Origin of the sequence: Pseudonocardia halophobica (genome assembly GCF_027922425.1) — a bacterium.
GTDB lineage: Bacteria > Actinomycetota > Actinomycetes > Mycobacteriales > Pseudonocardiaceae > Pseudonocardia > Pseudonocardia halophobica.
In genome coordinates this window covers 97,004-110,909 of sequence record NZ_BSFQ01000012.1, presented here as the reverse complement: position 1 = coordinate 110,909, position 13,906 = coordinate 97,004, and the positions used below count along the sequence as shown (strand labels likewise).

The window sequence follows — 13,906 nt, the reverse complement described above, 5'->3', positions numbered from 1 at the left end:
CTCCTTCCCAGGTCTCAGAGCCGCTCGATGACCATGGCCATCCCCTGACCGCCGCCGACGCACATCGTCTCCAGGCCGATCTGCCCGCCGTGCCGCTCCAGGTTGTTGAGCAGCGAGGCGGTGATCCGGGCCCCGGTCATGCCGAAAGGGTGGCCCAGCGCGATCGCACCGCCGGACACGTTGAGCTTGTCCTCGTCGATGCCCAGCTCACGGGCGGACCCGAGCACCTGCACGGCGAAGGCCTCGTTGATCTCGACCAGGTCGACGTCGTCGATCGTCATGCCGGCCAGGGCGAGGGCCCGCCGCGACGCCTCGATCGGGCCGAGGCCCATGATCTCCGGCGACAGCCCGGACACCCCCGTCGAGACGATCCTCGCCAGCGGCCGAAGACCGAGCTCCCGGGCCCGCTCGTCCGACATGATCACCAGTGCCGCCGCACCGTCGTTGAGGGGGCAGGCGTTGCCGGCCGTGACGGTCCCGTCCACGCGGAAGACCGGCTTCAGGCCGGAGACCTTCTCCAGGGTGGTGCCCGCGCGGGGGCCGTCGTCCGTGGTGACGACGGTGCCGTCCGGCGTCGTGACCGGGGTGATCTCGCGGGCGAAGTGGCCCTCGGCGATCGCCTGCTCGGCACGGTTCTGCGAGCGGACGGCCCACCGGTCCTGCTCCTCGCGAGTGATCCCCGTGGCGTGCGCGACGTTCTCGGCGGTCTGGCCCATGGCGATGTAGGCGTCCGGCAGCAGGCTCTCCTCCCGCGGGTCGCTCCAGGGGGCGTCCGTCTCGGCCCGCCGCGCGGTGCGCTCCTGCGCCGCGTCGAACAGCGGGTTCTGCGTGTCCGGCAAGGAGTCCGACGTGCCCTTGACGTAGCGGGAGACGGTCTCGACGCCCGCAGAGACGAACGCGTGCCCCTCCCCCGCCTTGATCGCGTGGAAGGCCATCCGGGTCGTCTGCAGCGACGAGGCGCAGTAGCGCGTGACCGTGGTGCCCGGCAGGTGGTCGAAGCCCATCTGCACCGCGACGATGCGCGCCATGTTGAAGCCCTGCTCGCCGCCGGGGTTGCCGCAGCCGAGGATGAGATCGTCGACCTGCGCCGGGTCGAGCTCGGGCACCGCGTCCAGCGCCGCGCGCACCATCTGGGCCGCGAGGTCGTCCGGGCGCATGCTCGCCAGGGAGCCCTTGCCCGCGCGGCCGATGGGCGACCGAGCGGCGGAGACGATGACTGCGTCCGTCATGTGATCAGCTCTCTGTGGGGAGGAAGCGGTACCCGTCGCCGTCCGGCACGATGTGGCCGCCGCTCGGGCCGCTGAAGTGGGTGCCGAGGACCAACGTCTCGGACCCGGCGACCGCGCGGAGGAAGGCGGTGCGCGTCTCGGCGGACTGGGCCCGGTCGCTGTCGCCGCGGGAGCTCCAGGCCGGGCGCGCGATCTGGATCGGGTGGTGGATGAAGTCACCGGTGACGAGGCCGATGCGGCCCTGCGACTCCACTGTGACGCTGTGGTGCCCGGTGGTGTGCCCCGGCGTCGCGGTGTACCGCACACCGGGTGTGACCTCGTGGTTCGAATCGACGAGATCGACGAGCCCGGCGTCCACACAGGGCTGGATCGACTCCGCGAACACGAGCCGGGTCTGCGAGTGGATGTCCGGGTCGGCGCCCTGGTAGACGACGGCGTGAGCGAGGTCGTCGGTCGCTGCCGCACCCTCCTCGAGACCCCTGTGGTAGTCGAACTCGTCCCGGACGTAGGTGTAGCGGGCGTTCGGGAAGGTCGGGCGCCACTTGTCCCCGTCGAGCACGGTGTTCCAGCCGACGTGGTCGAGGTGCAGGTGCGTCGCGAGGACGTAGTCGATGTCCTCCGGCTGGTACCCGGCCTCGGCGAGCCGCTCGAGGAACGGGTTGTCCAGGCCGCCCCAGTTCGGCAGCAGCGGAACGGTCTTGTGGTTGCCGCAGCCCGCGTCGACGAGGACCCGGTGCGTCGGGGTCTCGACGACGTACGCGTGCAGGCTCCACAGGGTCTGCCCGGCGTCGTTGGCGTAGTTCGGGTACAGCCACTCGACCGAGCGCACCGCCTCGGGTGTGGCCTCCTCGATCAGACCGTCGAGCTCGCCGGGCTCGACCGGCATCTCGAGGATCTGACTGACCTTGATGTCTCCGATTTGCCAGGTCGTGGGCATGTGCGACTCCTTCGTCGGTGGGTCGTGGGGAATCAGACGGCGCGGCCGGTCGTCTCGCCCTCGTAGATGGCCTCGTCGACCTTCCGAGGGGCGACACAGTCGCCGACCTGCGTGAACGGGAGGCGACCGCGGAGCTGCCCGGCCAGCGAGCACTCGGGGTCCCGCATCGCCACCGTCACGACGGAGTCGACGGGGACGACGCGGGTCCGGCCGTCCCAGATGCGGCCGACCACCGCTCCCTCCGGGGTGACCTGGAAGACCGCGTGCTGCGGGCTCAACGTGACGCCCGCCGCGTGCAGCCGCGGGTAGAGGTGCGCCAGGTCGAGGTAGAGCACCGTGTTGTCCCCCAGGAACATCCGCGTGCTGACGACCTCCACCTCGCGGCCGTCGGCCGCCAGCCTCTCGGCCAGCCCGAGCGCCAGGTACTCGCCGGTCTCGTCGATGACCAGCACCCGCTTGCCCGCCCGCTCCGGCTCCTCGATCGCGGTGATCGGGTCGAGGACCGTCGTGTGCTCCAGCCCCGGGATGCCGCCGTGGTTGCCGACGGCGGCCAGGTACCCGTCCGTACGCCAGGACGACCCGGTGGCCAGCACGACGTGGTGGGGGTCCTCCGCGGCGATGGTCTCGACCGTCGCCGCGGTGCCGAGCCGGACGTCGACCTTGAACTTGTCGAGGGTGCGCTCCATGTCGGAGACCATCGCGGCCCACCGGCCGCGGGTGGGGAGCTTGGCGGCGTAGCGGATCTGGCCACCCAGCTCGTCGCTCTGCTCGAACAGCACGACCCGGTGCCCCCGGGATGCGGCCGTCTCCGCAGCGCGCATGCCGGCCGGCCCGCCCCCGACCACGACGATCGTCCGTGGCTCGGTGACGTGCTCCAGGGTGCCCAGACCCAGCTCGGCCTCGCGGCCGGCGGCGGGGTTCTGCGTGCACGTCAGCGACCAGCCCTTGGCCATCCGCGAGAAGCAGCCCTGGTTGCCGCCCACACAGTGCCGGATCTCGTCCTCGCGACCGGTCTGCGCCTTGCTGACCAGGTGCGGGTCGGCGATGTGCGCGCGGGTCATCGCGACGAGGTCGGCGTCGCCGCGCTCGACGATGCCGTTCGCCGTCTCCAGGTCGGCGATGCCGTTGGCGGTGAGGATCGGCTTGTCGACGATCTTCTTGGCGCGCATCGCCAGGTCGACCAGCGGGGTGCCGGGGATGCTCATCGGGGAGACGGTCCGGTGGAAGGTGAGCGCGGCCCCGCCGCTGACGCTGAAGTAGTCGAACAGGCCGGACTCGTCCATCGTCCGGAGGATTCGCTCGCCCTCGTCCGGCTCGATCCCGCCGGCCACGAACTCGTCGAGCGACAGGCGGACGCCCACGGCGAACTCCCCCGCGGGCATCTCCTTCCGCACGGCCTGCGCGCACTCGATGACGATCCGGCAGCGGTTCTCGGTGGAACCGCCGTAGGCGTCCGTACGGCGGTTGGTCAGCGGGGACAGGAAGCTGCAGAGCAGATAGCCGTGCGCGGCGTGGACCTCGGCGCCGTCCATGCCGGCGACGGCGGCGTTGCGCGCGCTCCGTCCGAACCCGGCCACGAGCTCGGCGATGTCCTCCTCGGTCATCGGCCGCGGAATCTCGCCGTAGGTCGGTGACGGAAGGCCCGACGCGCTCCAGAGTGACCGCCAGTTGTCCAGGTGCATCGTGTTGTTGTCCTCGGCACCGAAGTGCGAGAGGTCGACGAACACCTTGGCGCCGTGCTTGTGGACGGCCTTCGCGAGCCGCTCGTACACAGGGATGACCTCGGTGGGCCAGCTCTGCAGCGTGCGAAGCATCATCCCGCGGCTCGACGGATGCACGACCTGCGCCTCGGTGAGGATCAGCCCGGCGCCACCCTTCGCGCGCTCCTCGTAGTAGTCGACGCTCTGCTGGGTCATCAGGTTGTCGCGCCCGTAGGCCAGCGCGTGCGGGGTCACCACGACCCGGTTCTTGAGCGAGACGGGGCCGACCTGCAAGGGCTGCCAAAGGGCATCGTGATCGCGCATCGTCGCGCTCCTCAGTGTCGAAGTGGTGGCTGAGGTACCGCTCATCGACTCCAAGGTTGGAAATTCGACTATACGGTAACTCGTCGGAGGTTAGGAGTGCCCGACGGGCATGTCAAGACGAGACTCAACCTTAGAGTCAGTAAATCAACCGATGAGTAGAGAACCGGACGACTGTCGGTGCGCGCTCGGTCGATCGGGGGACAGCAGGACCCTCCGGCCAAGGGCCCGGTCGACCGACGGTGCGAGCGGGCGGTCGCCCCCACCCTTCAGCCCGCGGGGAAATGCCCCGGGAATCAAGGAGGGAAGATCCGATGGACGCTGCCACCACCGCCACTGTCGACAACACCACGACCAGCCACGAAGCCGAGCTCGACGCCACCACGACCGGTGTCGGCGACCTCGTCCGCATCCGTGAGCTCGGCTCCGGCGACGGCGACGTCGTCGACGTGGTCTTCGCCGGACTGTCCCCACACAGCCGCTATCTGCGCTTCCAAGCCCCGATCGCCGAGCTCTCGGCAGCCACCCGCCGCAGCTTGACCGCGCTCGACGGCCGTACTCACCTCGCGCTTGCGGCCTTCATCCAGGGCTGTCCGATCGGCATCGTGCGGATCATGGACCTCGGTGACGGGCGCGGGGAGCTCGCCGTCGAGGTCGTGGACCGCTGGCAGGGGTGTGCCGTCGGCACCCGGCTGCTGCAGGCCGCCCGGAACAGGGCTGCCGAACTGGGTTACCGCGAGCTCGTCGGCGAGATGCTCGTGGTGAACGCGGCCGCCTACGCAGCCGTGCGCCGCGCCTTCCCCGTCACGCAGGTGCGTCGCCACGGTTCGGAGCTGACGATGTCGATGGCCGTCGAGGGCGAGCCTGCGGCGGCGAGCCCCACGCAGGGACTCGTCGCGTAGGAAGACCCACCGTTCGGTCCGCGCCGACCGGACGCCACGTCCGAGGCGGTCCGCCGGCGAAGGCAGCCCTTCAGAAGCCGTTCCGACACCACAGGCCCAGTTCGCGTCACTCCACGAGCTGGGCCGCTTCCCGTACCGAGAAGCCCAACCGCTGTTCGCGGCGGCTCCTGCCCCCTGACGAACCCCGCGGATGTGTTCGGACATTTGCCGCCCCGACCGAAAGGACCGGTCAATCGATCAGCGCGGTCCCGACGGCGGTGGCGACGCCCGCGAGCGTCTCGGCGGGCATCCCGACGCGGCAGCGGACGGACATCGGCAGGGCGGGGACGGGTGGTAGGTCGTCGCGGCGGACCAGGCCCTCGGGGGTGGTGTCCATGGTCGCCAGCAGGGCGACCCCCAGCCCGGCGCGGGCGGCCGCGAGCACCCCGGCGAGGTAGGCGGCCTCGCAGGCCACAGTGACCGGACGCGCGGCCGCGGCGAGGGTGGTCAGCGCACGGTCGCGCACGGCGCAGGGTTCGTCGAGCGCGACGAGCGGGAGCGCGCCCTCCGGTGGCCGCCACCCCGGCGCGGCGAACCAGTGCAGGTCGAGCTCGCCCGCGTCGGCGGAGCGGTCGTCGAGGGCCTCGCCCATGACCAGCGCCAGGTCCAGGTCGCCGCGGTCCAGCGCGGCGCGCAGGTTCACGCCGCGATCGAGGCGGTAGCGCACGTTGCCCCCGAGCACCCCGGTCAGGCGCGGCAGCAGCAGGTCCGCGGCGTGCTCGGTGGAGCCGAGGGTCAGCGACGTCGGAGCCGGGGCCGAAAGGCGGGCGAGCACCTGGTCGTGCAGCGCGAGCATCCGGCGTGCCTCGGACAGCAGCACCTCCCCGGCGGCGGTGAGCCGCGATGCCCGTCCCACCTTGCGGAACAGGGTCTGGCCGCAGGCGGCCTCCAACCGCCGGACGTGGTGACTCACAGTCGGCTGGCTGACGTGCAGGACCTCGGCGGCGCGGTGGAAGCCGCCGTGGTCGCAGACCGCGACGAAGCTCCGCAGCGCGACGACGTCGAGCGTCCGGTTCGGGGCGGTCACGGCACGAGTCACCGCGCCAGTGCAGCACGACCGATAGAAATCTTCTATCGACTGTGATCGGATTCCCGAGTTGGACGTTCCGCGCAGCGGAGTGTCACGATCCCTGGCGTGACGACGGACGAGCAGTGCGTGGCGCACCCCTGTATGGGTGGTGTCCCTGCCGTCCCGTCTCTCGATGTCACTGCCACCTTCCGTGTCGGGGCCCCCGGGCTGACGCGCCGGCTCGCGGTCGACCTCGGCCGCACCTCGACCGCGACGTGTCGTCGCGGGCCGTTCTGCGCCTGATCGCAGACCCCGCTCCACCCCTCGGCCCCGCCGTGCTCCGCGGCGGACGGCTCTGATCCGCGCGCCCGCCACCTCGTCGTCCCCGCCTCCCGAGGACACGGTCGGTCCGTGCGCGCTCCACCGTGTGAGAGGACCGACCCATGGGTCGACAGTTGAAGCTCGGCGCCGTGCTGATGGGCGTCGGGGGTCCCGGCCAGCACGACGTCTGGCGTCATCCCGAGATCCCGGGGGATGCCAGCGTCGACATCCGCTGGTACATCGCCCGCGCTCGGCAGGCCGAGGACGCGTTGTTCGACCTGGTGTTCATCGTGGACAGCCAGTTCATCACGCCGGACTCGCCGCCCCACTACCTGAACCGGCTCGAGCCGCTGACCCTGCTGTCCGCGGTGGCGGTGTCGACCACGCACATCGGGTTGGTCGGCACGCTCACCACCAGCTACAACACTCCGTTCAACCTCGCCCGGCGGCTCGCCTCGCTGGACCTGATCAGCGGCGGTCGCGCCGGCTGGAACGTGGTGGCCACCGGGGACGGCGGCACCGCCGCCAACTACAGCCGCGACGAGCACTACGACTACCCCTCCCGCTACGGCCGCGCGCTGGAGTCCGTGCAGGTCTGCCAGGGGCTGTGGAACTCCTACGAGGAGGACGCCTTCCCGCGCGACCCGGAGACCGGCGTGTTCGTGGACCCGACCCGCCAGCACCGGCTCGACCACGTCGGCGAGCACTTCCACGTCCGTGGCCCGCTGAACATCGTCCGGTCGCCGCAGGGCCAGCCGGTGATCTTCCAGGCCGGCGACTCCGACGAGGGCCGCGACCTGGGGGCGGCCCTCGGGGAGGGGATCTTCACCCACTCCGCGACGGTCGAGCAGGGGGTGGCGTTCGCCCGGGACATCCGCAGCCGGGCGCGGGCCAAGGGCCGCAACCCCGACGAGATCGTGATCATGCCGGGGATCACCCCGGTCATCGCGGACACCGACGCCGAGGCCCGGGCGATCGAGCAGGACACCCGGCTGAACAAGGACTTCGCGAAGACCCTGGCGCAGTTCGGCCGCCCCTTCGGCTGGCACGACTTCAGCCGCTACGACCTCGACGCACCGTTCCCCGAGCTCGGCGACCTCGGCAACGACAGCTTCCGGACCCAGGCGGACCGGATCAAGCAGGTCGCGCACGCGGAGGGCCTGACCCTGCGCGAGACCGTGCACCGGTTCAGCACCTCGACGCCGGCACCGTTCGTCGGGTCCCCGGTGACGGTGGCGGACCGGATCCAGGAGTGGTTCGAGGCCGGTGCCCTGGACGGGCTGAACGTCCACGTGACCGTGCCGAGCGAGTTCGCCCGCTTCACCGACGAGGTCCTGCCGATCCTGCGCGACCGCGGAATCGTCCGGTCCTCCTACGAGGCCACCACCCTGCGCGGCAACCTCGGCCTGCCGATCCCCCGCAACATCCATGCCGTCGCGCGAGAGCGCGCAGACGACCCCGCGCGCGAGCGGGCCTCCGTTCGCGTCCCCGCCTGATCCCGGAGACCCACACCCATGTCCCGCCTCATCCGGCTCGCTGCCGCCCTCGCCGTCCTGGTCGTCACCCTGGCCGGCTGCGCGGGCGCGAACGCCGGCGCCTCATCGCAGACCCTCAAGTGGGGCTTCAACCTGCCCACCAGCTGGGATCCGGTCACGTCCAGCACCGGCAACGACATCAACACCATCAGCCTCGTCTACGCGTCGCTGACCCAGCTCGACGAGAAGGGGACGGCCGGGCCCGGCCTGGCCGAGTCCTGGACCTACAACGCGGACGGCACCGCGGTGACGTTCGTGCTGCGGCCCGGGCTGACGTTCACCGACGGCACCCCGCTCGACGCCGACGCCGTTCGGCAGAGCCTGCTCCGCGGCAAGACGCAGGAGAACTCGCTGCTCAAGGACCAGCTGGCGACGATCTCCGACGTCACCGCCGACGATCCGACACACGTCACGCTGCACCTCGCCGCGCCGGACTACCAGGTCCCGAACCTGTTGGCGGGCAAGACCGGCGCGATCGTCAGCCCAGCCGCGTTCACGAAGGATCCCGGCGCGATCCCGACCGCGCCGGTCGGAGCCGGCCCGTTCAAGTTCGAGAGCTTCGTCCCCGAGTCCAAGGCCACCCTGGTCAAGAACCCCGACTACTGGGACGCGGGCGACGTCGAGATCGAGCGGCTCGAGCTCACCGCCGGGACCGACCCGACCTCCGTCATCGCCGCGGTGCAGTCCGGCGCGCTGGACGTCGCGACGATCACCGGCAGGCAGGTCGAACAGGCCAAGGCGGCCGGTCTGGAGGTCGACGTCGTCGACTCGTTCACCGTCAACCAGGTCGACGTGCACTCCGGGCTGGCACCGCTGACCGACCGCCGCGTCGTCGACGCCCTCAAGTACGCCGTCGACCGGCAGGCGATCCTCGACGTCACCAACGGGGGCATCGGGAACGTCACGTACCAGCCGTTCCCGCAGGGCTACGTCGCCTACAACAAGGCTCTCGACCAGGCGTACGCCTACGACCCGGCGAAGGCGAAGGCGATGCTCGCGGCGGCGGGCTACGCGCCGGGCAGCCTCTCCCTGACCGTCACCGTGAACTCGGTCGCGCAGTCCACCGCCGAACTGGTCCAGCAACAGCTGCAGGCCGTCGGGGTGAACGCCACGATCAAGGTCGTGCCGCCGGGCTCGTCGACCTGGCAGCAGGAGGTCTACCTGGGCCGCAAGGCGCAGTTCGCCCTCGACGGCACCGTCGGGCGCGAGTCGCCGGTGCAGAACCTGGGCGTGGTCTACGGGCCGCAGGGGCTGATGAACACCTCGAAGGAGGCGTCGCCGGAGTTCCTCGCCGCGCTCGACGAGGTCCGCAGGACGCCGCTGGACGACCCGCGCTACCCCGAGGTCCTGCAGAACGCCGTCAAGCTCGGCGTCGAGATGTCCCCCAGCTTCTCGCTGGGCACCAGCCCGCGGATCGCCGTGCGCAACCCGCGCGTGTCGCCCCTGCCGCACTTCCTCTCGCAGTACCGCTGGGAGGGCGTGACGGTGGCCGCGCCCGGGAGCCGGGCATGACGGTTCAGCTGACCGAACCGCTCACCGCCGAGCCGACCCCCACGACCCCGGTCGCGCCGCAGGCACCGGTGCGCCGGCGGCCGGGTCTCGCTCTCCTCGCCTGGCTCGGCCGGACGCTGGCCGTCACCGTCCCGGTGTTCCTGCTCGCCACCCTGGTGACCTTCCTGCTCGGCGCGTTCAGCGGGCTGAGCCCGGCCGGGCAGCTGCTCGGGGACGCCGCCACGCCGGAGGACGTGGCCCGGGTGAACGCGCAGCTCGGCCTGGACCGGCCGGTGCTCGTGCAGTACGTCGACTGGCTCGGCCACGTCGTCCGCGGGGACCTCGGGACCTCCTGGCTCAACGGCGTCGGTGTGGCCGAGCAGATCGGCCAGCGACTCGAGGTCTCCTTGTCGGTCGCCGGATTCGCCCTGGTCATCGGCATCGTCGTCGGCACTGCGCTGGGTGTGCTCGCCGCCGTGCGCCAGGGCAGCTGGGTCGACCGGGCCGTGACCGCCTTCTGCACACTGATCTCCACCCTGCCCCCGTTCGTCGTGTCGATCGGGCTGATCGTGGTGTTCTGCGTGCTCTTCCCGCTGTTCCCGTCGGCCGGCTACGTCTCGCCGACGGAGGACCCGAGCGCGTGGCTCACCCTGATCACCCTGCCCGCGATCGCGCTCTCGCTGGACGCGGTGTCCGACATCGCCCGCCAGCTCCGCACGGGGCTCGTGGCCGCACAGCGGGAGAACTACGTCGTCGGGCTGGTCGTCCGCGGCCTCCCGGCGCGGCGGATCCTGCTGCGCCACGTGCTGCGCAACGGCTCCGGGCCCGCCCTCTCCGTCCTCGGTCTGCGCGTCCCGATGCTGATCGGCGGGGCCGTGGTCACCGAGAGCATCTTCGGGATGGCCGGGTTCGGCCGGTTCGCCGCGGACGGCGCCGTCCGCGGGGACGTCCCGGTCGTGCAGGGCACGCTGGTCGTGGCGATCGTCGTCGTGCTGCTGTTCAACCTGCTGGTCAACGCCGCACTCGTCCGGCTGCGGCCCGCCGCTCAGCGGGGGTCGTGATGAGGCCTCGAGTCAGCACCGTGCTGCGCCACCGCATCGGCGCCGTGTCCGTGACGTTCCTGGTGCTCGTGGCCCTCCTCGCGGTGTTCGGCCCGCTGCTCGCGCCGTACGACCCGCTGCAGCAGAACCAGGACGCCCTGCTGCAGGGCCCCTCTGCACAGCACCTGCTCGGAACCGACAACCTCGGGCGCGACGAGCTGTCCCGGCTGCTCGCGGGGTCGCGGCTGTCGCTGCTCGCGGCGCTGGAGGCGGTCGTCGTCGGGCTGGTGCTCGGCACGGTCCCGGGCCTGCTGTCGGTCTACCTCGGGCGTGCGTTCGAGTGGACGACCCTGCGGGTCATGGACGCGTTCGTGACGCTGCCGTTCCTCGTCTTCGCCGTCGCCATGACCGCGCTGCTGGGCAACGGGCTGACCCAGGCGATGCTCGCCGTCGGGATCCTCGTGTCGCCGGCGTTCTACCGGGTCACCCGGGCCGCGGCGTTCCCGGTGGCGGGCTCGCAGTACGTCGAGGCCGCCCGGCTGACCGGAGCGTCCGCCTGGTTCGTGCTGCGCCGCCACGTCTGGCCCAAGGTGCTGCCCGCCGTCGCCGTGACCACCGCGACGACCCTGGGCAGCAGCCTGGTCATCGTGTCCTCGCTGACCTTCCTGGGGATCGGAATCCGGCCACCGGAGCCCACCTGGGGCGGGATGCTGGCCACCTCGCTGGAGTACCTGTTCCCGCGGCCGACGGCGCCGTTGGCCCCCGCCCTGCTGGTGATCCTCACGGTCGGGGCCTGCAACGGGCTGGCCGACACGCTCCGGGACGTGACCGGGGTGTCGGCACGATCGTCGCGGAAGGAGAAGGTCCGTGCCGCTGCTTGAGGTCCGGAACCTCACCATCAGCCTCGATCCGGGGCACCTCGACGCGCCGCTGGTCTCCGGCGTCGATCTCACGCTGCACCGCGGCGGCACCCTCGGCATCGTCGGGGAGTCCGGCAGCGGCAAGTCGCTGACCTGTCGCTCCGTGCTCGGCATCCTCCCGCCTGAGCTGTACACCGGCCCTGAGACCTCGATCCGGTTCGACCGCGTCGAGCTCACCGAGCTGGACACCGCGGGCTGGCTGCCCTACCGCGCCGACCGCATCGGGGCGGTCTTCCAGGACCCCGGCTCGTACCTCGACCCCTCCGTTCCCGTCGGGCGCCAGCTCGCCGAGGTGCTGCGCGTCCGCGGCGGGCTGCGCAAGCGGGAAGCCCGGGACCGGGCCGTCGAGCTGTTCACCGAGGTCGGGCTGCGCGAGCCCGGCCGGGTCGCCGGCCAGTACCCGTTCGAACTGTCCGGCGGCATGCTGCAGCGCGTGCTGATCGCCATCGCGATCTGCCGGGACCCGGACCTGCTGATCGCCGACGAGGCGACCACCGCACTGGACGTCACCGTCCAGGCCGAGGTGCTCGACCTGCTCGCCGACCTGCGGGAACGGCACGGGCTCGCGCTCGTGCTCGTCTCCCACGACCTCGCCGTCGTCGCGCAGGTGTGCGAGGAGGTGGTGGTCATGCGCTCCGGGCGGATCGTCGAGCGTGGCACCGCGGAGCAGGTCCTGCGCGCGCCACAGCACGAGTACACCCGCTCGCTCGTCGAGGCGCACGCCCGCTTCGGCATCGAGCACGTCCGGGAGGCCCACCGTGTCTGACCTGGTCGAGGTCCGCGATCTCGCCGTGTCCCTCGGCCGCGGGCGAGCCCGTCGGGAGATCCTGCACGGGGTCGATCTCACCGTCCGGCCCGGCGAGATCGTCGGGCTGATCGGCGAGACCGGGTCCGGGAAGACCACGCTGGCCCGCAGCCTGCTCGGGCTGAACCGTATCGACCGCGGCACCGTCTCGGTCACCGGCACGGACGTCGGCGGCCTCCGCGGCGGGGCCCTGCGGGCGTTCCGGCGAGCCGGCTCCGTGCAGTACGTCTTCCAGGACCCGCTGCAGAGCCTGGACCCCGACCTGCCCCTCGGTCGCTCCGTCGGCGAGGCCCTCGAGGTGCGCGGCTCGTCGCAGATCGCGGACCGCGTCGCCGAGGCGCTGGCGCGGGTGGGGCTCGATCCCGCACTCGCGGCCCGGCGCCCCGCCGAGGTGTCCGGCGGCCAGCGCCAACGCGCCGCGATCGCCCGCGCGATGATCACCGAACCGCGCCTGCTGATCTGCGACGAGCCGGTCAGCGCGCTGGACGCGAGCAGCCGCACCGCGGTCCTGGAGCTGCTCCTGCGGCTGCGGGACCCCCACCGGGGGACGGCAGCCGGCGAAGCCGGCAGGGTGGGTGGGCACCGCACGGGACAGCTGTTCATCTCCCACGACCTCGGATCCGTCGCCGGCGTGACCGACCGGATCGCCGTGCTCTACCACGGCCGCATCGTCGAAGCGGGAGCCACCGCGCAAATCATCGGCGACCCCACCCATCCCTACACCCGGCTGCTCGTCGGCTCCGCCCCGACGCTCGACGGCGCCGGACTCGACCGCGCCGCCCGGGCCGTCCTGCGTGCCCAGCTCGTCTGAGAGGAACAACCATGGCCGTCTCCCCCGCCGCGGTGCCCGTCGTCGCCTCCTGGCGCGAGCCTGAGGCCGTGGCCACGCGCGGCACCGTCCTCGTCGTCCCCGGTCGCGGCGAGCACGCCGGCGTCTACGAGCGCTTCGGGCGCCGGATCGCCGCCGACGGCTACCGGGTCTGGGCCGTCGCCGACCCGACGACCGACCCCGGCCGCACCGAGTACCAGGTCCGGGCGCTGCTGGAGTCCGAAGCGGACTCCGACACCGGCCCGCACCCGCGCGTCCTGGTCGGCTCGGACGCCGGCGCGCTCTTCGCCGCCGGGCTCGCGGCCGACCTGCCCGGTGTGGCCGGGCTGGTCCTGGCCGGTCTCGCCCTCGGCCGAGGTCCCGTACCCGAGGACGAGATCACTGCGCGCACCGCCTGCCCGGTCCACCAGGCCCGGCTCCGCGGCGACGACGGTGTGCGGCACGGCGCCCTGGCCACACCACCGCCCGCCGAGTGGATCGGCCGGGCGGATCCGGCTCGCGTCCACGTCCCGGTGCTGGGACTGCACGGCGAGGCGGACACGATCGCCCTGCTCGACGACGTCCGCGGCTGGTACTCCGGCCTGGAGGACGTCGAACTGGTCACCGTGTCGGGCGGACGGCACGACGCGCTCAACGACGCCACCCACCGCAGTGCCGCAGCGATCCTCGTCCTGTTCCTGGAGCGACTCCGCGCCGGCGTCCCCGCCCTCACACGTCGGGAGGTGCTCTGACCGTCGGCCGAGGCGCAGCGGTTCAAGCCCACGCAACGACCTGAAGCCGATCATCCTCGACCACCTGCACTGGTGCTGGCCCGTCCGCGCCCGCACA

General features: G+C 72.0%; 12 protein-coding genes. 8 read left to right on the top strand and 4 right to left on the bottom strand.

Annotation, left to right across the window (positions count from 1 at the left end; translation table 11 throughout):
* Positions 1-14: 14 nt before the first annotated feature.
* From PKE99_RS16345 to PKE99_RS16335, 3 genes are read right to left on the bottom strand one after another with little or no spacing between them, the layout of a single operon-like run.
* Complete coding sequence (locus tag PKE99_RS16345; RefSeq protein ID WP_037045850.1) at positions 15-1,229, bottom strand: acetyl-CoA C-acetyltransferase; 1,215 nt, start codon at positions 1,227-1,229, stop codon at positions 15-17.
* A 4-nt stretch (positions 1,230-1,233) separates the two neighbouring features.
* Positions 1,234-2,166, bottom strand: coding sequence for an MBL fold metallo-hydrolase (locus PKE99_RS16340; protein ID WP_037045849.1), 933 nt, complete (start codon positions 2,164-2,166; stop codon positions 1,234-1,236).
* A gap of 32 nt (positions 2,167-2,198) precedes the next feature.
* The gene (locus tag PKE99_RS16335; RefSeq protein ID WP_197040637.1) at positions 2,199-4,190 is read right to left on the bottom strand and encodes an oxidoreductase; all 1,992 of its coding nucleotides are present in this window, start codon (positions 4,188-4,190) and stop codon (positions 2,199-2,201) included.
* Positions 4,191-4,501: 311 nt separating this feature from the next.
* On the opposite strand from PKE99_RS16335, the gene PKE99_RS16330 reads away from it, so the two are divergent.
* Positions 4,502-5,089, top strand: a complete 588-nt coding sequence (locus PKE99_RS16330) for a GNAT family N-acetyltransferase (RefSeq protein WP_051737449.1) — start codon at positions 4,502-4,504, stop codon at positions 5,087-5,089.
* 229 nt (positions 5,090-5,318) lie between these two features.
* Here the strand turns inward: PKE99_RS16330 and PKE99_RS16325 are convergent, their stop codons facing one another.
* Positions 5,319-6,155, bottom strand: coding sequence for a LysR family transcriptional regulator (locus tag PKE99_RS16325; RefSeq protein ID WP_037045846.1), 837 nt, complete (start codon positions 6,153-6,155; stop codon positions 5,319-5,321).
* Positions 6,156-6,580: 425 nt separating this feature from the next.
* Between PKE99_RS16325 and PKE99_RS16320 the strand changes: the two genes are divergently transcribed.
* The 7 genes from PKE99_RS16320 to PKE99_RS16290 are packed head-to-tail and all read left to right on the top strand — an operon-like array spanning position 6,581 to position 13,809.
* Complete coding sequence (locus PKE99_RS16320) at positions 6,581-7,954, top strand: NtaA/DmoA family FMN-dependent monooxygenase (RefSeq protein WP_037045845.1); 1,374 nt, start codon at positions 6,581-6,583, stop codon at positions 7,952-7,954.
* Between the two features lie 18 nt (positions 7,955-7,972).
* Positions 7,973-9,505 carry an ABC transporter substrate-binding protein gene (locus PKE99_RS16315; RefSeq protein WP_037045844.1) on the top strand — a complete coding sequence of 511 codons (1,533 nt, stop codon included), beginning with the start codon at positions 7,973-7,975 and terminating at the stop codon, positions 9,503-9,505.
* On the top strand, positions 9,502-10,545 hold the full coding sequence (locus tag PKE99_RS16310) for an ABC transporter permease (protein WP_081924149.1): 1,044 nt from the start codon (positions 9,502-9,504) through the stop codon (positions 10,543-10,545). Before PKE99_RS16315 ends, PKE99_RS16310 begins: the two co-directional genes overlap by 4 nt.
* Positions 10,545-11,405, top strand: coding sequence for an ABC transporter permease (locus PKE99_RS16305; RefSeq protein WP_037045842.1), 861 nt, complete (start codon positions 10,545-10,547; stop codon positions 11,403-11,405). The genes PKE99_RS16310 and PKE99_RS16305 overlap by 1 nt, the downstream gene beginning before the upstream one ends.
* Positions 11,392-12,210, top strand: coding sequence for an ABC transporter ATP-binding protein (locus PKE99_RS16300; protein ID WP_051737448.1), 819 nt, complete (start codon positions 11,392-11,394; stop codon positions 12,208-12,210). The genes PKE99_RS16305 and PKE99_RS16300 overlap by 14 nt, the downstream gene beginning before the upstream one ends.
* A complete protein-coding gene (locus tag PKE99_RS16295; RefSeq protein ID WP_037045841.1) occupies positions 12,203-13,060 on the top strand; it encodes an ABC transporter ATP-binding protein in 858 nt (285 codons plus the stop codon). The genes PKE99_RS16300 and PKE99_RS16295 overlap by 8 nt, the downstream gene beginning before the upstream one ends.
* An 11-nt stretch (positions 13,061-13,071) precedes the next feature.
* Positions 13,072-13,809: an alpha/beta hydrolase gene (locus tag PKE99_RS16290; RefSeq protein ID WP_037045839.1), complete on the top strand. Its 738-nt coding sequence runs from the start codon at positions 13,072-13,074 to the stop codon at positions 13,807-13,809.
* Positions 13,810-13,906 lie beyond the last annotated feature (97 nt).

Coding starts and splice junctions, on each gene's coding strand:
- PKE99_RS16345 (WP_037045850.1), bottom strand. CDS start 1,229: ATGACGGACGCAGTCATCGTCTCCGCCGCTCGGTCGCCCATCGGCCGC.
- PKE99_RS16340 (WP_037045849.1), bottom strand. CDS start 2,166: ATGCCCACGACCTGGCAAATCGGAGACATCAAGGTCAGTCAGATCCTC.
- PKE99_RS16335 (WP_197040637.1), bottom strand. CDS start 4,190: ATGCGCGATCACGATGCCCTTTGGCAGCCCTTGCAGGTCGGCCCCGTC.
- PKE99_RS16330 (WP_051737449.1), top strand. CDS start 4,502: ATGGACGCTGCCACCACCGCCACTGTCGACAACACCACGACCAGCCAC.
- PKE99_RS16320 (WP_037045845.1), top strand. CDS start 6,581: ATGGGTCGACAGTTGAAGCTCGGCGCCGTGCTGATGGGCGTCGGGGGT.
- PKE99_RS16315 (WP_037045844.1), top strand. CDS start 7,973: ATGTCCCGCCTCATCCGGCTCGCTGCCGCCCTCGCCGTCCTGGTCGTC.
- PKE99_RS16310 (WP_081924149.1), top strand. CDS start 9,502: ATGACGGTTCAGCTGACCGAACCGCTCACCGCCGAGCCGACCCCCACG.
- PKE99_RS16305 (WP_037045842.1), top strand. CDS start 10,545: ATGAGGCCTCGAGTCAGCACCGTGCTGCGCCACCGCATCGGCGCCGTG.
- PKE99_RS16290 (WP_037045839.1), top strand. CDS start 13,072: ATGGCCGTCTCCCCCGCCGCGGTGCCCGTCGTCGCCTCCTGGCGCGAG.